Raw genomic sequence first — 20,510 nt, forward strand, 5'->3', positions numbered from 1 at the left:
CTACGAAGACGAACGCGTGTTCGTCGCCTGGACAGGTTCGAGGCCGCACCAGTCGACCATGAATTGCGCCATGGTCGCGGCCACGCGTTTCATGCTGTCGAGCGAAACGGCTTCGTCGATGCCGTGGATGTTGCGCGCCACCGGCCCGTAGATGGATGCAACTTTGCTTCAGGCGTGCCTATCGCATGTTCCCCGTATGCCCCAGCGAATACCGCCCCGGTTGCGGCCACACCGTCAGCCCGTGCGGCTCCGCGCCCACCGGGATCGATGTCACGGCACCGCTTGTCGTTTCGATCGCGTAGACGACGTCGTCGAAGCGACCGGACAGCCACAGCATCCTCCCGTCGGCGCTGACGTTGCCCATGTCGGGGCTGCCGCCGCCGGGAATCGGCCAGTTCACCAGCACCTTGCGGGTCGCAAAGTCGATCACCGAGACGCTGCCCTTGCCGTGGCGCCTGCCGTGCACGTGGTTCGATCCGCGGTTGGCCACATACAGGCGCGTGCCGTCGCGGCTCGGGTAGAGACCGTGCGCGCCGACGCCGGTTGGCACGAAGCCGATCTTGGTGAAGGCGTCGCCGTCGATCAGATGCACGCCATCGGCCATCATGTCGGCGACGTAGAACACCTTGCCGTCCGGCGACACGCGGATGTCCTGCGGCATGCCCTTCTTGTCGATGTCCAGGTAGCCCACAACCTGCCTGTTCACCATGTCGATCTTGGCCAGGCGGCCGCCGAACTCGCAGGTAAAGAGGGCGTACTTGCCGTCGATCGAGAAGTCCGCGTGGTTGATACCCTTGCATCCGGGCACCTGCAGGCTCGACATCAGCGTCATGGTCCGTGGGTCGCGAAAGTCCAGCCGCGCCTTCGCTTCGGCCACCACAATGGCTTCCTTGCCGTCGGGCGTGAAGTACATGTTGTACGGGTCATCCACCTGCACCGGCTTGCCYGGCTTGGCGGTCAGCGGGTCGATCGGCGTCAGGCTGCCGTCGGCCCGGCCCTCGGCGTTGTTGGCGACCCAGAGTGTCTTCAGATCCCAGGCCGGCACGACATGCTGCGGGCTCAGGCCGACCTTGAACTTGTCGACCACCTTGAGCGTGACGGGATCGATGACGTAGACGTCATTCGAGCGCAGGTTGGGCACGTAAATGCGCGGGAGCGCACCGGCGACCGCGGCGGACAGGTGGCCGGCGGCCGCCTCGCCGTAGAGGTTGGATGCATCGACCACTGGCGGCATGCCCGCTACGGTTGTGACGGCAGATGCCGCCATGCCGTTGCCGGCAGCGCAAAGGCCCATTGCCAAACACACTGTCGCTGAAACCAGTCCCGATGAACGACGAAGGAACAAGCGCATGAGTATCTCCGCAAGTCAAATTCAAACAGTGAGGCGGCAGGGCATCCGGCCACCTCAGCGGGCCGCGATTTCCTGTCGGATGGCATCGACGGTCCGCGAAACGATCGCGTCCACGCCGAGTTGGCCGAGGGCCGCGGTCGAACGGCGCGGGTCGCCGCCATAGATTCCATCGGCGGCCCCGGGCTTGGGGGCATTCTTGAGGCTTTCCACGCGCACCATCTTCGGGGCAATCGCCAGTTGCAGCGAGGTGTCCGCCAGGCCCCCGTGCGTGCCGGCCTCGTCGTGCGGCACGCCATGGTCGAGCAGGATCTGGTTGTAACCGGTCGAACTGGTGCCGTAGTAGGCCGCGGGCACGACGGCCCGGGCGTTCGCGCTGGCCCAGCTCTTGTTGAGCCGGCCCGCGACATTGCGCAGGTCGTTCGCGTAGCCGCCGTGGTCGCCCAAGAACACGATGTTGCGAAAGCCATGGACCCTGAAGCTGTTGGCCGCGGACTCAAGCGTTTTCTCGAATACGTCGTCGGGCACCGTGATGGTCCCCGGAAAGCGCATGTGCGAGCTCGGTGGCGCGTAGCTGCCTTCGGGCACATAGGCGATCACCGGTGCCACGATGGCGTTGCCGAGCCCCTCGGCGATGCGTTGCGCGAGCACCTTGACCCGCGCGTTGTGCTTGCCGAGCGCGACGTAGGGCCCCGTCTGCTCGGTGCCGCCGATGGGGATGAGGATGGTGGTCTTGCCGGCGCGGATTTCGTCGCGCAGCTCGGTCCACGTCAGGTCTTCCAGTTCGACGCTGCGTGGCGCCTGGGCCCAGGCGGCGTGCATCGAAGCCAGGAGGATGGCGGGGGCCAGGGCCCAACGCAAAGACAGACGCATGGATGGCTTCCTTGGAAATCGACGCATTCGCTATTGTCGAGGGATCTTCCGCTCGGACCCGTTCACGCCCTGGCGATCGTCTCGAGCAGCACCGCCTGTATCACGAAACGGTGATTTGCCGAGCGGCGTGCCTCGTCGATCGGTGTGACTGGCCCATGCAAGGACCAGAGGGGCGAGTACGTGGCATCGACCACGAAAACTGATTCGTTCAACGCGGCGCGGGCGCGATCCTCGACACTCAAGCTGAAGCCCATTTCCCTGGCTGCTGCTACGAAAGCGCAGCCGCGCCTCGTCTGCGCGTCACCGAGAAAAAGGATGGTTGATTCGGGCGCTGACGTAGAAGCCGGGCCATTGATGCCAAGTCGCGCTGCATCGACTCTTCCGTCTCGATGAAGCGGAGCTCGGAGACCCGGGCGCCCAGGTCTTGCGCGGCGCGTTTGAGGGTGGATGGTTCCTGATCGGTGACCGTCACCAGCAACGCCAGGTTCCTGCCGCTCAGTGCCCTCGCTTGCGCAACTGCCCTTAGGCGCCGAGCTGCGTCGACGATCGTGAAGATCGTTCCCGCGGCCAACGGCCGATCTGGCGACGAATACCATGTGTGGGCGAAGGAATCGGATTTCACAACAGCGACGGTAAGTGCAGCGCCGGTGTTGGCCTTGATCTGGAACAAGAGCGAATCGCGTCTATCCAGGATTCTTCGCCACCAAACGGTAGGCGGGCGCGAGAGACGGAACGGCCGAGGCCGACTTTGTGGCGCTGCGTCAAGCTCGTGACGCCACGCTTGCGCTGCCAGCGCTGATGTTGCCGTCGGTGCAAGTCAACATGCGCGCCGGCCGCATGCCTCCTCCCGATGCGAACGGCACCTCGTATCTGAAGATACCTGTCGATTTGCTGTAAGAAAGTGGAGCTTCAGCGCAGGCAGCTCGGAATGCTTGGCGGGCCAAGAGGTGGCGCCGGAAATTGGTGTTCAGACAACCGGGGCCACCTCTCTCGCAGGCGGCCGCCTTGCAGGATGACCTGCGCCGTACCGTCATCGAGCCCTGCGAATGGGGCCTCAGCAAAAGTGTCCCAGGCTAGGCGCGGACCGGGGGAGTCGAGGTGATGGGCGCGCCGTGGCCATGGCAGAAGCGGAACTTCCTGCCGCTGCCGCAGGGGCAGGGCTGGTAGGGGTCGCGGCGCTTGTCGTCGACGGCGATCAGCTTCATCACGTCGGCCGGCGGTCGTTGCCTGGCGAGCAACCCCGCCATCACGCGCATCGCGGGCCGCGTGTGCTTGAAGAAGTGCTCCAGTCCCGCGCAGAGGTAGTTCTGGCCCGGCTCGCCATCGCTGGAAATGCGGAAACGATCCTTGGGGCAGCCGCCGTTGCAGACCTGCCGGACCTCGCAACGCTGGCACTGCGCGGTCAGGGTGTCGCGCTTGTCCTGCCCGAACTTGCGCTGGGCCGGCAAGGCCACGAGCTCGCGCATGTGCGTCTGGTGGATGTTGCCCAGCAGGTAGCCCGGCTCCACGAAGTGGTCGCAGGCGTAGAGGTCGCCGTTGGACTCCAGCGTAGGGCCCTCGCCGCAGGTCGGCGCATGGATACACAGCAGGTGGCGGCCCAGCCAGGCCTCCAGCGTGACATCGAAGAGCTGCACGAACACCCGGCCGACGTCGTGGCGGACCCATTCCTCGAACACCTCGACCAGGAACTGCCCGTATTGCAGGGAGCCTACGGTGCGGTCCGTGACGCGGTCGCCGGTCTGGGTGTAGAACAGCCGCGGCATGCCGGGACGCGCCTTCCAGCCCTGGTTGGCGATCTGGATCGTCTGCTCGGTGGCGCGCTCGACGATCGGGATGAACTGGATCCAGCGGGCATCGAGCTGGTCGCGGAAAAAGCGGTACACGTCGCGGCCATGGGCCTGGTTGGCGGCATGGACGGTGCACAGGATGTTGTACCTCACGCCGTGCCGCTGCAGGTGGCTCAACCCCCGCATCACGAGGCCGAAGGTGCCATGCCCCCGGCGGTCGACGCGATAGCGGTCGTGCAGCTCGCGCGGACCGTCGACGCTGAGGCCGACAAGGACATCGTGCTGCTTGAAGAACTCGCACCAGTCCTCGTCGATCAGCAGGCCGTTGGTCTGGAAGGTGTATTCCACCGTCTGCCCGGGTCGAAGGTACTTGCGCACCAGCTCGACCGAGCGCCTGAAGAAGTCGAGCTTCATCAAGGTCGGCTCGCCGCCCTGCCAGGCCACCGTGACGGTGGGCGTGCGGTGCGACTCGAGCAACTGGCGGATGTAGGTCTCGAGCGTCTGCTCGGACATCCGCTGCTTGTCGTTCGGGTACAGCGCCTCCTTCGAAAGGAAGAAGCAATAGGCGCAGTCGATGTTGCAGGTCGACCCGCTCGGCTTGGCGAGCAGGTGGAAGCCCGATGGCGCCTGAGGCGCCGTTGCGAGTTCGCTCAAGGGTTCCTACTTGGCCATCGCCGCGCGTGCGGCCTCGATCTTCGCCTTGACCGCATCGAGGTTGAAACTCGCGCCGCGCTGCATCGGCGGGTAGTCGATGGCGGTCTGGGCCAGCTTCGCCACCTGCTCCTGGACGAAGACGAAGCGCCAGAACTGGTACATGAACCACTGGTTGAAGAAGCCCTGCGCGCCGTCGAGGGTGCCATTCTTGGGCGTGCCCAGGCGCTCGAAGGGGTCGAGGCGCAGGTTGGTGATGCTCGGGGCATCGACGTGGTCCTTGCTGCCGAGCCAGCCGTCGGGCTGCTCGATGAAGCGGTACTTGTAGTCGTCGATGCGCACCGCGCCCAGCGTGCTTTCGCCGAAATAGAAGATCTCGTGGCGGTTCGACGGGCCCTTGCCGGTGATCATGTCCAGCTGGTTGTAGCCGTCCAGGTGCACCTTGTAGGTGGCGTCCCCCACCTTCTTGCCCTTGAGCAGCTCGGTGCCGATGTTCGGGTTCCCTGCGGCGGCCATGAAAGTCGGGAACCAGTCGAGGCCCGAGATGATGCCGTTCTCGATCTTGTTGGCCGGCACCTTGCCGGGCCAGCGCAGGATGGCCGGCACCCGGAAGCCGCCTTCGTAGATGGTGCCCTTCTGGCCCCGGTAGGGCGTGTTGCCGCCATCGGGCCAGGTGAAGGTCTCGGTGCCGTTGTCGGTGGTGAACAGCACGATGGTGTTGTCGTCCACGCCCATGTCCTTGAGCTTCTTCATCACCAGGCCGACGTCGTCGTCGAGCTGCGCCATGCCGGCCTCCTGCAGCGACCAGCCATTCTCGGCCGTGCGCATCGCCTCGTACTTGGGCGACAGGTGGGTGACCACGTGCATGCGCGTCGGGTTGAGCCACAGGAAGAAGGGCTTGCCGTCGGTCTTGGCCTTGTCGATGAACTTGAAGGACAGGTCGCGGATCTCGTCGTCGACGGTCTCCATCCGCTTCGGGTAGAGCGTGCCCGCATCCTCGATCTTCTGCTTGCCCACCTTGCCCCAGCGCGGCATCACGGTGGTGTCGTCGGTGCTGGTGGCCCAGCTGTGGACCATGTTGCGGGGGCCGACCCGGTCGAGCAGCTTCTGCGGGTAGTTGGGGTGCGCCGGGTCTTCCATGGCGTCGAGGTGATAGAGATAGCCGAAGAACTCGTCGAAGCCGTGCACCGTGGGCAGGAACTCGTTGAGGTCGCCGAGGTGGTTCTTGCCGAACTGGCCGGTGGCGTAGCCCGAGGCCTTCAGGGCGGTGGCCATCGTCAGCGCCTGCGCCGGCAGTCCGACCGGCGAACCGGCCTGCCCGACGGTGGTCATGCCGGTGCGGATCGGCAGTTCGCCGGTGATGAAGGCGGCGCGGCCGGCGGTGCAGCTGGCCTCGGCGTAGTAGTCGGTGAAGCGCATGCCTTCGGTCGCCAGCTTGTCGAGGTTCGGCGTGCGTCCCGCCATCACGCCCTGGTGGTAGGCGCCGATGTTCCAGATGCCGATGTCGTCGCCCATGATGACGACGATGTTCGGCGGCTTCGCGGGCGTCTGCGCCAAGGCGGGCAGGGCACTGAGCGCGGCGGCGGCGACCAGGGCGCCGACGAGTTTGCGGGGGGTCAAGGCGGGGTTCATGCGTGCTCCTCGGATCGCGCTGGATCATCTTGTTGAAGCGCGATTACGCCTTGCACGCGATGCACGCCGATTGAGTTGGATCAAATGCCGACGTGTATACGGAGGTCGTTCTTGTTGGTCTTTGGTCAATTCCGCGCATGCCAAATTCGTCAGATCGACGACGCAGTTGATCTTTGTCAATTGCCAAGTCGTCGCGCGATTCACGATGAAGTCCTTTCAACCAATCCAGACCGAGGAAGCACAATGAGCAAATTGGCTGCCGTCATGATCGCCGGCTTGTTCGCAACCGGTGCCTACGCCCAGAACCCTGCGGGCACGACGTCGCAGGAGCAGGTGATCACCAACAGCAAGCAACAGGACAAAGCTCAGGCCAAGGTCGATGCGCGGCCACAGGGCAAAGTGAAGAAACCTGTCGGCGACGAGGCGCAGTCRACCGAGAACGATGCCATCGGCACAGGCAAGGCAGCTGCAGCCGGAGAAGCGCGCGTCAACACCCGTGACGCCCGCCATCCAACGCGGACGACGTCCAAGCAGGGCGGCACGCCTGACATGCCGGGCGCCAAGTAAGCATCCGAAACGACCGGGCTGAGTTGGCCCCCCAGTCAGGTTGGCTGGCCTCGGCCGCCTTCGCTGCAGCAATGGTGCACGCTTCGGCGCATGTCGAAATGAGCGTTTCCCGAAATAGATCGAGATGACGACCGGCCATCCTGTTTTCTGGCTGCTGCTGGTCGCAGTGGCCGCGCCGCTACTGGCTGAGATTCCGCTCGGCGTGCGCGTGCCGACTGTCGTGCTCGAAGTGCTGCTCGGGATCGTGATCGGCCCGGAGGTACTCGATCTCGCACGCTTCGAGGGATTCATCACCACGATGTTCAGCTTCGGCATGGCCGTCACGCTCTTCATGGCTGGGATGGAACTTGACTTCAAGGAGGTCAGCGGCCGCCCCCTGACGTTGGCCCTGGCCGGCTGGATGCTCTCGGCGCTGCTCGCCCTCATTGCGATCGCGTTGCTGCATGTCCTGCCGCAAGTGCATTCGCCGTGGCTGGTCGCGGTCGGGTTATCTACAACCGGAATCGGAGTTCTCATTCCGATCTTTCGCGACAGCGGCCAGCTCGATACGTCGCTCGGGCGGATGGTGCAGGCTGCGGGCGCCCTGGGGGAACTCGGACCGATCATTGCAATGTCACTGGTGCTTTCGACACGCTACAGCACTTGGCAGGAGATGGGATTCCTGGTCGTGTTCCTTGCGATCGTTGGCGCCGCGACGACAATCGGGGTGCGCGCGAGGCCGCCGAAGCTTCTGACAATCCTGAGCCGCCATCTCCACGCGAGCACGCAGTTGCCCGTGCGACTTTCGCTTCTGCTGCTTGGGGGCCTGTTCCTCCTTGCAGATCGGTTCGGATTCGACAGCATGTTGGGCGCCTTCGCGGCCGGGATGATCATCGGCCAGGCCACGCACGGCGAGTCCGGCGAGTCATTCCGGGAGAAGGTCGACGCCGTGGCGTTCGGCTGGTTTTACCCGTTCTTCTTCGTCGGCGCGGGCATCAAGTTCAACGTCGCGGCGCTCGGCGCCGATCTGACGACGATCCTCCTGGTGCCCGCGTTCACGGCGCTGTTCCTGCTCGTTCGCGGCGTGCCCGTACTGCTTTACCGTCAAGCGCTCGCAAAGGGCGAGCGCTTGACGTTCATCCTGTCCTCGGCGGTTCCGTCGCTCTCCATCGTCATCGTCATCGCCGAATTGGGTGTCCAGACCAAGGCAATGAACCCAGACATCGCCGCCGCGATGATCGCAGCCGCCTTGCTTGCGCTGCTGCTATTCGCGGCGATCGCGAGTTCCCTGTTGGCTGCTCCGGCGGCCGGCCCCCTGAGGGCGAGCGACGAGTAGCTGCCCATCCCGTTGGACTGAACCGCCGCACGACGGTGGTCCTATGGGTATTGAATCAGCCGGGGCGTGGCCAGGCCCGGGAGTTCAGAAGCAAGAGGCGTGCCCGGCCGATGCTGGAATGAGCTTCGAGTTGCCCAGGCGCGTGCGATGAATTCCGACCGCGCCGCCACGTACGTGGCGTTGCGTGCGCGCCGGGATGGCGCAAGGCATGGCGACGGGGAAGAATGCTGCGCATGGAGTCGCCGCGCGCGAAGACTGTGCGCGATCTGTACGCAAGGAAAACGTCAAATGAAGAGCTTCCACTTCGGACTAGCCGCACTCGGCGCCGTCCTGGCCTTTTCCGGACCATCGATCGCTCAGCAACCCTCGCAGAAGCCGATGCGGGTGAGGGGCGCTGGCGACATGGTGAAGCCGCCGCCGGAGCCATCGGGCAGCAGGTAGGGGCAATGGCGCCGCGTCTCCACTTGATCCAATCGTGCGATTCAGTCGGGAACTGCGCTCGGCCGGAGCGCGGTCACAGGGGGATGCGGAACGGAGAGCAAGGCTGAACGACCTTGCCATGCACTTCAACTTTTCAACCGAAAGGCATCGACATGACCACGAAGAAACCCAACATCCTGATTCTCTGGGGCGACGACATCGGCTTCTGGAACATCAGCCACAACAGCCGGGGCATGATGGGTTACAGGACGCCCAACATTGACCGCATCGCGGAAGAAGGGGTGACCTTCACCGACTACTACTCGCAACAGAGCTGCACGGCGGGTCGCGCCTGCTTCATCACTGGCCAGAACCCGATACGCACCGGCCTGACAAAGGTCGGCATGCCCGGCGCCACCGTCGGCTTGCAGAAGGAAGACCCGACCATCGCCGAGCTGCTCAAGCCGCTGGGCTACGCCACCGGCCAGTTCGGCAAGAACCACCTGGGCGATCGCGACGAGTTCCTGCCGACCGTGCACGGCTTCGATGAGTTCTTCGGCAATCTCTATCACCTGAATGCCGAGGAGGAGCCGGAGCTTCCTGACTACCCGAAGGATCCTGAGTTCAAGAAGCAGTTCGGCCCCCGAGGCGTGCTTCACTGCATTGCCGACGGCAAAGGCGGGCAGACGATCAAGGACACCGGCCCGCTGACCAAGAAGCGCATGGAGACCATCGATGAGGAGATCACCGACGCCGCGATCTCCTGGATGGAGAAGCAGGCGAAGGCGGACCAGCCCTTCTTCCTCTGGTACAACGCGACGGCCATGCACTTCCGCACCCACGTCGCGGAAAAGAACCTCGGCAAGAGCGGGCAGGACCCCTACAGCGACCGCATGGTCGTCCACGACGAGCAGATCGGCCAGATCCTGGCCAAGCTCGACGAACTCGGCATCGCCGACAACACCATCGTCATGTACTCCACCGACAACGGCCCGGAGAACGACACCTGGCCCGACGGCGCCAGCACCCCGTTCCGCGGCCAGAAGGACTCCAACTGGGAAGGCGGCTGGCGGGTGCCGTGCATGATGCGCTGGCCGGGCAAGATCAAGGCCGGCTCGGTGCTGAACGGCATCGTCTCCCACATCGACATGTTCCCGACACTGCTCGCGGCCGCCGGCAACGCGGACGTCACGAAGCAGCTTTACGACGGCTGCAAGGTGGGCGACAAGACGTTCAAAGTCCATCTCGACGGCTACAACCAGATACCCTACCTGACCGGCGCGGCGAAGGAGAGCGCGAGAAACGTCATCGTGTACTTCAGCGACGACGGCGACGTGATTGCGGTGCGCGTGGGGGACTACAAGTTCCATCTGGCGATGCAACGCGCCAACACGATGAGGCAGTGGGCCGAGCCTTTCGTGAAGCTGCGCGTGCCGTACATCATGAACATGCGCCGCGACCCGTTCGAGCGGGCCGAACTGAACTCGAACACTTACATGGACTGGATGGTCGACCACGTGCCCCAGATGTACCAGATGCAGGCGGTGATCGCGGGGCAGATCGCGGATTTCGCCAAGTTCCCGCCGCGCCAGAAGCCCGCGTCGTTCAACCTGGACGCGGTGCTGGCGCAGGTGTCGGGTCACGGCAACTCTTGAGCGCGATGGGAGACCGCAAGGTGGCGCAGGAGGTGAGCGCTTTCTACGAGCGCCACCCCTACCCACCGCCGGTCGACGACCTGGAGCGCTACCGGCCATCGGGGAGCGATGACCGGCGGCGCAGCGAGACCCTGCTGTTCTGGCCGGATGAGCCCTTTCGCGATGACCGGACGATCCTGGTCGCCGGCTGCGGCACGTCGCAAGCCGCCAAGCATGCGATGCGCTGGCCGCGCGCGAAGGTGGTCGGCCTCGATGTCAGCGCGACGAGCATCGAGAAGACCGGCGTGCTCAAGCGCAAGTACGGCCTCGACAACCTGGAGCTCCACCAGCTCCCGGTGGAGCGCGCGGCCGAGCTGGGTCGCACTTTCGAGCATGTGGTCTGCACCGGCGTGCTGCACCATCTGCCGGACCCCGACGCGGGCCTGCGGGCCCTTCGCGATGTGCTGGCGCCGAGCGGCGCGATGCACCTCATGGTCTACGCGCCCTACGGCCGCGCCGGCGTCTATTTGCTGCAGGACTACTGCCGCCGGCTCGGCATCGGCACGACGGCCGACGAGATCAAGGCGCTCGCGGCGAGTCTTCGTGCGCTGCCGCCGGACCACCCGCTGATGCCGCTGCTGCGCAGCGCGCCCGACTTCAAGAGCGAGGCGGGAATCGCCGACGCGCTGCTCCACCCCCAGGACCGGGCCTACTCCGTCCCGCAGCTGTTCGATTTCCTGCGAGCCGGCGGCTTGCGCTTCGGCCGCTGGCTGGGGCAGGCGGCCTATCTGCCCGAGTGCGGCGGCCTGGCGTCCTCGCCGCACCAGCCACTGCTGTCCCGGCTGCCGAAGGAAGATCAGTACGCCGCCGTCGAACTCTTTCGCGGGTCGATGGTCCGGCACAGCGTGGTGGCATACCGCGACGACCGGCCGGACCATGCCCCTGTCAGCTTCCAGGGCGATGCATGGCTGGACTACGTGCCCTTGCGCCTGCCCGACACGGTCATGGTCCAGGAGCGGCTGCAGCCGGGCGCGGCCGCGGTGCTCATCAACAGGCACCACGCGTTCACCGATCTCTATCTTCCCGTCAATGCGCAGCAGAAGAAGCTCGTGGAAGCCGTCGACGGCCGGCGCACCATCGCCGAGATCGCGCCGGAGCCCGCACTGCGCAACGTTGCGCGCGTGCTGTTCGAGGGGCTCTGGTGGTACGACCAGGTCGTGTTCGACCGATCACGTTCTCGCATCAGGAGGCAGATGTGACAGGCACCGGTTTCTCGACCCGCTGGTCGCCGACCCGTATGCCTTCCTGACGTGAAGGACTTCAGCAGCGCCCTCTGGGTGCTCTACACCGGCCAGCTCCAGTCAACACCACCCGCGGTTGCAATCAGGAATCGGTCGACCGGGCGCCGAGAAACAGGCGCCCGACGTCCGGATTTTCGAGCAGTTCGGCGCCCGTGCCCGCGATGGCCACCGACCCCGAAACCAGCGCGTAGCCGATGTCGGCGAATTGCAGGCCCTTCTTTGCGTTCTGCTCGACGATGATGATGGCTTTGCCTTCGTCGCGTTGCAGGTCGGACAGGATTTCAAAGACCATATCGATGAAGCGCGGCTCCAACCCGATCGAAGGCTCGTCCACCAACAAGATGTGCGGATTCATCACCAGCGCACGCGAGATTTCGAGCAGACGCCGCTCTCCGCCCGATAGCACGCGCGCCGGCTGGTGGCGGCGATGGGCCAGGTTGGGGTACTTCGCAAACACGCGTTCGACGGCTTCCCTGGCCTGGTCGGGATGCGCCAGAAGAAAGCCTCCCATCAGGAGGTTTTCCTCCACCGACATGTCGGGGAACACCGAGTTGTCCTGAAGGACGTAGGCGATGCCGGAATGCTTGAGCTTCCGGTTCGGCGCCATGCGCGTGATGTCTTCGCCGTTGACACGGATGCTGCCGCCGGTGATGCGCGTGAAGCCGTAGATGGAATGCAGCACCGTGGACTTACCGGCGCCGTTGGGGCCGATCATGCACAGCGACTGACCGGCGGCCACCTGCAGGTTCACGCCGTGGAGAACCTCCATCTTGCCGTAGCCCGCATGGAGGTTCTCGATAGACAGCTGCGGCTTGCCGCCGGCCAGCTCGGCGATGCGCTCGCGCGAAGGCCCCTCGCCGACCAGGAGCGCAGCCTCGCGCGCGACGTCATCGACCGAGAGCCAGTCTTCGTCCAGATCGGCGTCGTCGCGTTGCCCGTGCTTCTGGGTCGCCATCAGCGCGCCCCCAGGTAGGCGTCGATCACCCGCTGATCATTCTGGATGGCCTCAGGCTGTCCCTGCGCAAGCAACTCGCCATGCGCGAGGCAGTAGATGTATTCGGCCAGCCGCATGATCACCCGCATGTTGTGTTCGATGACGAACAGCGTGACCCCGAACTCGCGGTTCACTCGGCGCAGCTGGCTGATCAGGCCGTTGATCAGTGTCGGATTGATGCCGGCCGTGGGCTCGTCGAGCAGCAGCATCCTGGGTTCGCTCATGAGCGCCATGGCGAACTCGAGCAGCTTCTGCTGTCCGAAGGAAAGTTCGCCCGCTTGAAGCTGGCGTTTGGCGTACAGGCCGGCGAACTTGAGCAGATCCTCGGCCTTGCCGGTCTCGGCGGGCGAAACGCGGCGAAACATCGAGCGCCATCGATCGCCGGACTGAGGCACGCTGATGATCATGTTTTGCATGCAGGTCATCCTGCCGTAGATGCGCGTCTGCTGAAAGGTGCGCAACAGACCGAGACGGGCGATTTCGGGCACACGCAAACGAGAGATCTCGCGCGCCTGAAAGCGGATCGAGCCGGCGTCGATCGGGTGATAGCCGACGATCGAATTGAACAGCGTGGTCTTGCCGGAGCCGTTGGGGCCGATCAACCCGACGATTTTGCCCTCGGGCACGTCGAGACTGATCCCGTTGTTGGCGAGCACGCCGCCGAATGTCTTGTGCACGCCCTGGATGCTGAGGATCGCCGTCACTGGTGGACCTCCGATCCTTCGATCCGGTGACCGAAGCGCTCCGGCCAGCGCTCGTGCACCCACCCGAGAATCCCGCGCGGGAAGAACACCACGATGATCACGATCAGCAAGCCCAGCGCCACGCGCTGCCAGCCGAGCAAGTAGGTCCAGAACAGCTCCTTGGTCAGATGGAAGATCACCGCACCGATCACGGGGCCCCAAAGCGTTCCCTTGCCGCCCAGGATCGCCATCAGCACCATCCACACGCCGAAGGTCGTGCCGGCGAACGCGACCTCGCGCGCATCGATGAAGCCGATCATGTTGCCTACGGCAGCGCCGGAAAGTGCCAGAAACAACGCCGAGATGCACCACGCCGTGGTCTTGTACCGCGTCGTGCGCAGGCCCATCGCTTCGGCCTTGTCTTCATCGTCGCGGATGGCGTTGATCGCAAGGCCAAAGCGACCGGCGTACAACCAGCGCAGGAACGCAAGGGTGATGGCCGCAAGGGCCAGGCAGAGGTAGTAGAAGAAGTTCTCGCGCCCGCCGATCGCGCCCGGGAACAGCGGCGGGACCATGCCCGCGCCGGCGCCGATGAACTCCCAGCCGCCGGCAATTTCGCCCGCGGCAATGCCCAGACCCAGCGTGCCGATGGCGAAGTAGTGTCCGCGCAAGCCGAGCATGCCGGACCCGAGCAGCGCGGCCACGGCGACTGCAAGCACGGCGCCCCCACCCATGCCAAGGAACAGCGCCGGAAAATAGCCGAGACCGGAGTCCCGCTGCACCACGGCACAGGCGTACATGCCAATGCCGAAGAACAGGATGTTGCCGAAAGAGTTGTAGCCCATCTGGCCGCCTTGCAGGTCCCAGGTGAGCGCGAACACGATCATCACCCACAGGAACGCCAGCTGCGTGCGGTAGTCGGGCACCAGGATCGGCGCCAGCAGCGCCAGGACCGCGACGCCGGCATGAAGGGCCGGTCGGGTGAACGCCGAGTTCATCGCAGGACCCTCCGCTGGCGACCGAGCGAGAACCGCCGTCCCACGAGAATGACGACCAGGAGCCCATAGACAAAGGCCGCCTGGTATTCCGCACCGAGGATGAACCCGGCGAAATTCTCGGCCGCGCCGAGCCCGAGCGCGGCGACGAACACGGCCATCACATTGCCGAGTCCGGCGAGGATCACGATCATGAACGAGCGCACCGTGAACGGCAGGCCCAGGTACGGATGCACGACCCAGGTCATCGCCACCAGGGCGCCGGCCGCCCCGCAGATCGCCGCGTTGATGCCGAAGGTCCAGGCGTACACGGCGTCTGTATCAACGCCCATGATGCGCGCGGCACGCGCGTTCTGGGCCGTGGCCCGGATCGCCCGTCCCATGCGCGAACGCTTGAGAAACCCCATCAACGCAGCCCCGACCGCCAGGGCCGCCACGAATGAAACCAGCTTGATCTCGGCGACAGTGACCAGCCCGCCGAACAGGAACAAGGTTCCGAAACCGGACTCGGCCGTGCGCAGATTCGCGCCGAACAGGCCGTTGGCGAGTTGCTGCAAGAGAATGCTGAGGCCGAAGGTGGCGAGGATGGAGATGAACAGATCCTTGTCCACGACGCGGAAGATGACGCTGCGGTACAGCGCCCAGCCGAGAAGGAACATCAGCAGCGCGGCCAGCGGAATGCCGAACATTGGGTGGATGCCGGCGGCATACAGGAAGAACGCGACGTACCCCCCGAGCATGACCAACTCGCCCTGGGCGATATTGATCAGGTTCATCACGCCCCAGACGAGCGCCATGCCGTAGGCGGGGAGCGCAAAGATCGCTCCGATCCAGATACCGTCGAGCAGCAACTGCACCGACAGCACGGGCGCGTCGAACAGCAACTGGAGGTTGTTCATCTCGCCATTCACCTCTCCCAGTCCCGGGCCGCCGGACCGGGGAACGGGACGCCGCCGCTACGGCGCGACCCTTCGCGGCCAGACCAGCTTGGCCTCGGCCCATCGGGTCGGGGCCACCACCTTGTAGTGTCCGTTCTGCACCTGGTAAAGCACCATGGGCTTGGCGGTGTTCTTTCCGCTCGGGTCGAACTTGATCGGCCCGTAGAAGGTCATCATGTCGGTGCTGGCGATGGCATCGCGCACCTTCTCGGGATCGAAGGACTGGGCGCGTTCGAAGGCGTCCACAAAGACCAATACCGACGCCGTCGACTCGGCCGCCTGGTAGGGTGCTTCGTAGCCGAACTCCTTCTTGAAGCGCTGCGCATACTGCTCGGCGGTACCGAACCACTTGTCCCGATAGTTCAGGCTGCGGTCCCACTGCGAAGCGCACAGGAGCGACTCGGCGAGCTTGCCCAGCGTCTCCGCAACCTGGGCCGAGTCGCAGTGCGTCGTGGCGATCATCGGGACGTCTATCTTCATCTCCGCCGTCTGTCGCACCACGAGGGTCGCGCCCTTCTCGTGCCCGGACACGATGAGCAGATCGGGTTTGAGGGCCCTGACCTTGGCGAGCGTCGCCGCCATGTCGTTCAGGTCGGGCGGCAGCTTGTCGTCGATGACGACCTTCATGCCCTGACGCGTGGCGTCCTCCACGACGCCGTCGCGCACGTCCAGGCTGAACGGATCGTTCTCGAAGGCCATCGCGACCTTGAGCGTCTTCGGGTCGCGACCGTTCTGCCTGGCGACTTCGGCCGCCAGATTCACCGCATCGCGCAAGTAGTAGTCCGAAGTGGACAGGACGGCAAAGAGGTAGCGATAGCCTTGGGTGAACAATTCGCGCGCTGCGCCGTTGCCTTCGACGTGCGGAACCTTGTATTTTTCGGTCACCGGCGCGATCGCCTTGGTCAATCCCGAGCTGTAGGCGCCGAGCACGAACTTCACGCCGTCCTGGGCAATCAGGCGCTCGGCGAGCTGTGCCCCGCGCGCCGGCGTGGATTCATCGTCGTAGTAGACGATCTTGAATTTGTAGCTCTTGTCGCCCACCTTGACGCCGCCGATGTCGTTGGCGCGCTTGACCGCAAGGTCGTAGCCGTCCTTCGTGTTCTTGCCGTTGACGGAATACTTGCCGGTGAGCGACACCGCCGCGCCGAGAACGATGGAATCGGCTTCGACCTTGTCGGCGCCCTTCGCTGCCGTCATCAACAGCAGGGCACAGGCGCCCGCGGTCGGCAGGAGTGTCATGGCGGACGTTTTCAGCATGATCGTCTCCTTCTGCGTCCCCTCCTATGAAGTGTCGGTGCAGCACGCTCAATATAGCGCTTCGATACACCCAATGGGACAGTGGGCGTATCGGTGCCGAGTCGAGCGCGAGATGACCACCCTGGCCGCCACGCTCTGAGATCTTCATCGACCGAAAGGAAGTTGCCATGAACGCCGTTGTTCACTTCGAAATGCCCTACGACGACGCCAGCCGCGTGGCGCGCTCTTACGAGACGGCCTTCGGCTGGCAAACCCGGCAGCTCGGCGCGGAAATGGGCGGCTAGGTCACGGCCGCCACCGCGGAAGCCGGCCCGACGGGCCGAACCGCGAGCGTCAGAGACCGCGCTCCATGTCACGCGAATCCAGCAGCAGATCGATGCGGCGATCGGCATAGAACTCGGGCGGGCACGGGCTAGCGCCTGACTGCGCCGTGACAGCGGTCACGAGGACGTTCAGAATAGCGTTCGCCACCACCCAAGGAAGAGCTGGCCCTACCACCGGCGCTGCGCGACATGCTGCGGCCCACATGCCGCGACGCCTATCGGAGTCGCTCGTGACAAAACGTAAAAGCGACGAAACGCTGTTGCGCCCGGCGCGTCAGCCTTTCGAGCGGCAGGCGCAAGCCTCGCAGCGCGAGCACGCCGACCTGCTGAATCTCACGCATGACGCCATGTTCGTGCGCGACATGAAAGCAGCGATCAAGTACTGGAACCGCGGCGCCGAGGAGATGTATGGATGGACGGCTGAAGAGGCGCTCGGCAAGTCCGCGTCCGAGCTGCTGAAGACCCTCTCCGCCGTGCCGCTCGAACAGATCGATTCGCAGGTGCTGAGCACCGGGCGCTGGGAAGGCGAGCTGGTGCATCACAGGCGCAACGGAACACCGGTGGTCGTGGCGAGCCGCCTGGCATTGCAGCGAGACGAGCAGGGCGAGCCGGTGGCGATCCTCGCGACCAATACCGACATCACGCAGCACAAGCGGGCCGAGGAGGCTCGGCAGGATCTCGAGGAGCAATGGAGAGCCGCCTTCGAAGCGAATCCCACGATGTACTTCATCATCGATGCGGCCGGTGCGATCCTGTCGGTGAATCCCGTCGGCGCAGAGCAGTTGGGTTGGCGCGTGAGCGAGTTGATCGGCCAGCCGGTGCTGAACGTGTTCTACGAAGCCGATCGGGCGTTCGTCCAGGGAAACGCCGAGCAGGCTTTCCGGCAGCCGGGGCGCGTGATGCGCTGGAAGGCGCGCAAGGTCCGCAAGGACGGCACGGTGCTGTGGGTCCGGGAGTCGGCGAACGCGGTCGTGCTGAGGAGCGGGCCGGTGCTGCTCGTGGCGTGCGAGGACATCACCGAGCGCAAGCACGCCGAGGAGGCGTTGCGCGAGAGCGAGGAGCGCTTTCGCACGCTGGTGAAGTTCTCTTTCGACGTGTACTGGGAGAGCGACGCCCAGCATCGCTTCACCCGGCAGGAGTATTCCGCACAGTTCGACCGCGCGCCGGCGCCGGGCTCGGAGATCGGCAAGAGGCGTTGGGAAGTGCCCTATCTGGAGCCGGACGAGGAGGCTTGGCGCCAGCACCGCGCAGCGCTCGATGCCCATGTCCCGTTCCGCGACTTCGAGCTCGCCCGGGCGACGTCCGACGGCGGCATACGCCATGTGTCGGTATCCGGGCTGCCGATGTTCGACGAGGCGGGGCGCTTCACGGGCTACCGGGGCGTCGGGCGGGACAYCACCGAGCGCAAGCGCGCTGAAGATGCCGTCCGCCGGAGCGAGAAGGAGCTTCGGGAGGTGCTCGAGACGATGCCGGCGATTGCCTTCGTCACCGACGCCGATGGCTCCGGTGTGCTCGTCAACCGGCGCGGGAGCGAATACACGGGCTTCTCGCTCGCCGATGCGAACTGGCTGGCTGCAATTCATCCCGAAGATCTGCCCGGCTACATGCAAGCGCGGGCGCATCACATGGCGACGGGCGAGCCTTTCGAGCAGGAAGCGCGTGTTCGTCGCGCGGACGGCGAATACCGCTGGTTCCTGAGCCGCGCCGTGCCGATGCGCGGCGAAGGTGGAAGGACTCTGAAGTGGTATGGAATCCTTACCGACATCGAGGACCTGAAGCGCGCGGAAGAGGAACGGCGCGCGCATCTGTGGTTCCTGGAAAGCATGAATCGCGTCAACCGCGCCATGCAGGGAACCAACGACCTCGAGAAGATGATGAGCGATGTGCTCGATGCAGTCCTCGACATCTTTGCTTGCGACCGGGCGTGGCTCACCTATCCGTGCGATCCGGAGGCTGGCCGCTGGCGCGCGGTCATGGAACAGACGCGGCCTGAGTTTCCCGGCGCGTTCAGCCTGGGCGCCGAGCTGCCCATCGATACGGATGTCGCCACGGTGTTCCGGACGGCGCGCGCTGCGAACGCAGCCGTGTCATTCGGTCCTGGCTGCGAGCTTCAGCTGCCGGCGCAGCTCGCAGAAAGCTTCAGCATCCGATCCGTGCTCGCCATGGCGCTGTACCCCAAGGCCGATCAACCTTACCTCTTCGGGCTGCACCAGTGCTCGCGCCCGCGCGCCTGGACGGCGCAGGAAAAGCGGCTGTTCGAGGAGACCGGACATCGGCTTGCCGACGCGCTCACCAGTCTTCTCATCTTCCGCAGCCTGCGCGAAAGCGAGCGCAAGCTCGAAGAGGCGCAGCGCATGGCGCATCTCGGTCATTGGGAAGCGGACCTGGACAGCGGTCGCGTGACCGCCTCGGAAGAGGCCTTCCGCATCCACGGCCTGCAGAGGCCCGAGTCCGGGCAACTGGAAGGCCGGTTGCTGGACCTCGTTCATCCGGACGACCGGGAAGGGGTGGAGCAGGCCAATGAGGCCGGCGTGCAGGGCGGTCCGCGCTTCGACATGGAATACCGGGTGGTGCGTCCGGACGGCGAGGTGCGCGTGGTCCACAACAGCGCCGACGTGGCACGCGATCCCTCCGGCCGGCCTCGGCGCTTTTTCGGCATCGTGCAGGACATGACGGAGCTCAGGCGGGCCGAGTACCTGACGCGGCAGATCTTCGAGAGCGCCTCCGATGGCATGGCCGTGATCGGGCGGGATTACCGCTATCAAAGGGTCAATGCGGTCTACGAGCGCAATTGGAGGATGCCGGCCGGGAAGATCGTCGGCAGGCATGTCGCTGATTTCTTCGGGACCGGCTTCTTCGAGCGTGCCGTGAAGCCGAGGCTCGACCGCTGTCTCGCCGGAGAGCAGTTCACGTTCGAAGACTGGTTCACGACCGATCGGGGGCGCCACTACCTGTCGGTGTCCTACTCGCCGCTGCGGCTCGATTCGGAGCGCCTGAAGGCAGCGCTTGTGATCACGCGCGATCTCACTGACCATATCCTCGCGTCGGAAGCCCTGCGCGAGGCGCAGGCGGCGCTTGCGCGCGTCAACCGCGTGACCACGCTCGGCGTGCTCGCGGCCTCGATCGCGCACGAGGTCAACCAGCCGCTTGGAGCCATGGTTGCGAGCGCCGGGTCCTGCGCGCGCTGGCTCGCGGCCCAGCCGCCCGAGCTCGAAAAGGCACAGCGCTCGCTCGAACGCATTGCCAGGGACGGCAAGCGCGCGGGCGAAGTCATCGACCGCATCCGCGCATTGGTCATGCGTCAGCCGCCGCGGCGGGACCGCGTCGACGTCAAGCAGATCATCCTCGACGTGATCGCGCTCACGCGCGACCAGATGCGCCGCAACGACATTGCGCTCGAGAAGTCGCTTGCCGACGGCCTGCCGCCCGTGTGGGGTGACGGGGTGCAGCTCCAGCAGGTGATCCTCAATCTCATCGTCAACGCCATCGAGGCCATGAGCGCGCCCGGCAATCGCCCGCGGCAGCTGGTCATCGGCGCGAGCGAAGCGCAGGACGGCGTGTGCATCGAGGTGCGCGACTCGGGCCCCGGCATCGCGCCCGAGATCGCGGACAAGCTCTTCGAGCCCTTCCATACCTCCAAGGCCCAGGGCATCGGCATGGGGCTTTCGATCAGCCGGTCGATCATCGAGGCCCACGGCGGCCAGCTCTGGACCGCGCCGAATCTGCCCCACGGCGCCGTGTTCCGGTTTTCGCTGCCGATCGGGAAAGGGGAGCCGTAGTGGCAACCGAGCG

General features: G+C 65.2%; 17 protein-coding genes and 1 pseudogene. 6 read left to right on the forward strand and 12 right to left on the reverse strand.

Annotated features, from left to right (window positions below):
• The 5 genes from AC1D2E_RS00510 to AC1D2E_RS00530 form a co-directional block, all read right to left on the reverse strand.
• Complete coding sequence (locus AC1D2E_RS00510) at positions 1-141, reverse strand: hypothetical protein (protein ID WP_478195573.1); 141 nt, start codon at positions 139-141, stop codon at positions 1-3.
• Positions 142-178: 37 nt separating this feature from the next.
• Positions 179-1,294, reverse strand: a complete 1,116-nt coding sequence (locus tag AC1D2E_RS00515) for a YncE family protein (protein WP_478195574.1) — start codon at positions 1,292-1,294, stop codon at positions 179-181.
• A 111-nt stretch (positions 1,295-1,405) separates the two neighbouring features.
• Positions 1,406-2,221 (reverse strand): creatininase family protein, encoded by an 816-nt coding sequence (locus tag AC1D2E_RS00520; RefSeq protein ID WP_478195575.1) that lies wholly within the window; start codon positions 2,219-2,221, stop codon positions 1,406-1,408.
• 62 nt (positions 2,222-2,283) lie between these two features.
• Positions 2,284-2,475 carry a hypothetical protein gene (locus AC1D2E_RS00525; protein ID WP_478195576.1) on the reverse strand — a complete coding sequence of 64 codons (192 nt, stop codon included), beginning with the start codon at positions 2,473-2,475 and terminating at the stop codon, positions 2,284-2,286.
• 14 nt (positions 2,476-2,489) lie between these two features.
• A complete protein-coding gene (locus AC1D2E_RS00530; protein WP_478195577.1) occupies positions 2,490-2,891 on the reverse strand; it encodes a hypothetical protein in 402 nt (133 codons plus the stop codon).
• Positions 2,892-2,944: 53 nt separating this feature from the next.
• Between AC1D2E_RS00530 and AC1D2E_RS00535 the strand changes: the two are divergent.
• Positions 2,945-3,118 (forward strand): annotated as a pseudogene (locus tag AC1D2E_RS00535) (MBL fold metallo-hydrolase); the annotation flags it as partial.
• A 176-nt stretch (positions 3,119-3,294) separates the two neighbouring features.
• Here the strand turns inward: AC1D2E_RS00535 and AC1D2E_RS00540 are convergent.
• The gene (locus tag AC1D2E_RS00540; protein ID WP_478195578.1) at positions 3,295-4,662 is read right to left on the reverse strand and encodes an anaerobic sulfatase maturase; all 1,368 of its coding nucleotides are present in this window, start codon (positions 4,660-4,662) and stop codon (positions 3,295-3,297) included.
• A gap of 6 nt (positions 4,663-4,668) precedes the next feature.
• Positions 4,669-6,291, reverse strand: coding sequence for an arylsulfatase (locus tag AC1D2E_RS00545; protein ID WP_478195579.1), 1,623 nt, complete (start codon positions 6,289-6,291; stop codon positions 4,669-4,671).
• A 243-nt stretch (positions 6,292-6,534) separates the two neighbouring features.
• Between AC1D2E_RS00545 and AC1D2E_RS00550 the strand changes: the two genes are divergently transcribed.
• The 4 genes from AC1D2E_RS00550 to AC1D2E_RS00565 all read left to right on the forward strand — a co-directional run bounded on the left by AC1D2E_RS00550 (position 6,535) and on the right by AC1D2E_RS00565 (position 11,486).
• Complete coding sequence (locus AC1D2E_RS00550; protein ID WP_478195580.1) at positions 6,535-6,858, forward strand: cell envelope biogenesis protein TolA; 324 nt, start codon at positions 6,535-6,537, stop codon at positions 6,856-6,858.
• Positions 6,859-6,982: 124 nt separating this feature from the next.
• Positions 6,983-8,173 (forward strand): cation:proton antiporter, encoded by a 1,191-nt coding sequence (locus tag AC1D2E_RS00555; RefSeq protein WP_478195581.1) that lies wholly within the window; start codon positions 6,983-6,985, stop codon positions 8,171-8,173.
• Positions 8,174-8,766: 593 nt separating this feature from the next.
• A complete protein-coding gene (locus tag AC1D2E_RS00560) occupies positions 8,767-10,248 on the forward strand; it encodes an arylsulfatase (RefSeq protein ID WP_478195582.1) in 1,482 nt (493 codons plus the stop codon).
• Between the two features lie 5 nt (positions 10,249-10,253).
• The gene (locus AC1D2E_RS00565) at positions 10,254-11,486 is read left to right on the forward strand and encodes a class I SAM-dependent methyltransferase (protein WP_478195583.1); all 1,233 of its coding nucleotides are present in this window, start codon (positions 10,254-10,256) and stop codon (positions 11,484-11,486) included.
• Positions 11,487-11,610: 124 nt separating this feature from the next.
• Here the strand turns inward: AC1D2E_RS00565 and AC1D2E_RS00570 are convergent, their stop codons facing one another.
• Genes AC1D2E_RS00570 through AC1D2E_RS00590 form a run of 5 tightly spaced genes read right to left on the reverse strand, consistent with a single transcriptional unit; the run spans position 11,611 to position 16,395 of the window.
• Positions 11,611-12,483 carry an ABC transporter ATP-binding protein gene (locus AC1D2E_RS00570; RefSeq protein WP_478195584.1) on the reverse strand — a complete coding sequence of 291 codons (873 nt, stop codon included), beginning with the start codon at positions 12,481-12,483 and terminating at the stop codon, positions 11,611-11,613.
• A complete protein-coding gene (locus tag AC1D2E_RS00575) occupies positions 12,483-13,178 on the reverse strand; it encodes an ABC transporter ATP-binding protein (RefSeq protein WP_478195585.1) in 696 nt (231 codons plus the stop codon). Before AC1D2E_RS00575 ends, AC1D2E_RS00570 begins: the two co-directional genes overlap by 1 nt.
• Before the next feature lie 44 nt (positions 13,179-13,222).
• Positions 13,223-14,203, reverse strand: coding sequence for a branched-chain amino acid ABC transporter permease (locus tag AC1D2E_RS00580; protein ID WP_478195586.1), 981 nt, complete (start codon positions 14,201-14,203; stop codon positions 13,223-13,225).
• The gene (locus tag AC1D2E_RS00585) at positions 14,200-15,099 is read right to left on the reverse strand and encodes a branched-chain amino acid ABC transporter permease (protein WP_478195587.1); all 900 of its coding nucleotides are present in this window, start codon (positions 15,097-15,099) and stop codon (positions 14,200-14,202) included. The genes AC1D2E_RS00580 and AC1D2E_RS00585 overlap by 4 nt, the downstream gene beginning before the upstream one ends.
• A gap of 57 nt (positions 15,100-15,156) precedes the next feature.
• On the reverse strand, positions 15,157-16,395 hold the full coding sequence (locus AC1D2E_RS00590; protein ID WP_478195588.1) for an amino acid ABC transporter substrate-binding protein: 1,239 nt from the start codon (positions 16,393-16,395) through the stop codon (positions 15,157-15,159).
• Between the two features lie 526 nt (positions 16,396-16,921).
• Here AC1D2E_RS00590 and AC1D2E_RS00595 point away from each other — a divergent pair.
• Complete coding sequence (locus tag AC1D2E_RS00595; protein WP_478195589.1) at positions 16,922-20,497, forward strand: PAS domain S-box protein; 3,576 nt, start codon at positions 16,922-16,924, stop codon at positions 20,495-20,497.
• Positions 20,498-20,510 lie beyond the last annotated feature (13 nt).

Source organism: Variovorax sp. P1_H2 (assembly GCF_056405295.1).

Coding starts and splice junctions, on each gene's coding strand:
- AC1D2E_RS00520 (WP_478195575.1), bottom strand. CDS start 2,221: ATGCGTCTGTCTTTGCGTTGGGCCCTGGCCCCCGCCATCCTCCTGGCT.
- AC1D2E_RS00525 (WP_478195576.1), bottom strand. CDS start 2,475: ATGGGCTTCAGCTTGAGTGTCGAGGATCGCGCCCGCGCCGCGTTGAAC.
- AC1D2E_RS00545 (WP_478195579.1), bottom strand. CDS start 6,291: ATGAACCCCGCCTTGACCCCCCGCAAACTCGTCGGCGCCCTGGTCGCC.
- AC1D2E_RS00555 (WP_478195581.1), top strand. CDS start 6,983: ATGACGACCGGCCATCCTGTTTTCTGGCTGCTGCTGGTCGCAGTGGCC.
- AC1D2E_RS00560 (WP_478195582.1), top strand. CDS start 8,767: ATGACCACGAAGAAACCCAACATCCTGATTCTCTGGGGCGACGACATC.
- AC1D2E_RS00565 (WP_478195583.1), top strand. CDS start 10,254: ATGGGAGACCGCAAGGTGGCGCAGGAGGTGAGCGCTTTCTACGAGCGC.
- AC1D2E_RS00570 (WP_478195584.1), bottom strand. CDS start 12,483: ATGGCGACCCAGAAGCACGGGCAACGCGACGACGCCGATCTGGACGAA.
- AC1D2E_RS00580 (WP_478195586.1), bottom strand. CDS start 14,203: ATGAACTCGGCGTTCACCCGACCGGCCCTTCATGCCGGCGTCGCGGTC.
- AC1D2E_RS00585 (WP_478195587.1), bottom strand. CDS start 15,099: ATGAACAACCTCCAGTTGCTGTTCGACGCGCCCGTGCTGTCGGTGCAG.
- AC1D2E_RS00590 (WP_478195588.1), bottom strand. CDS start 16,395: ATGCTGAAAACGTCCGCCATGACACTCCTGCCGACCGCGGGCGCCTGT.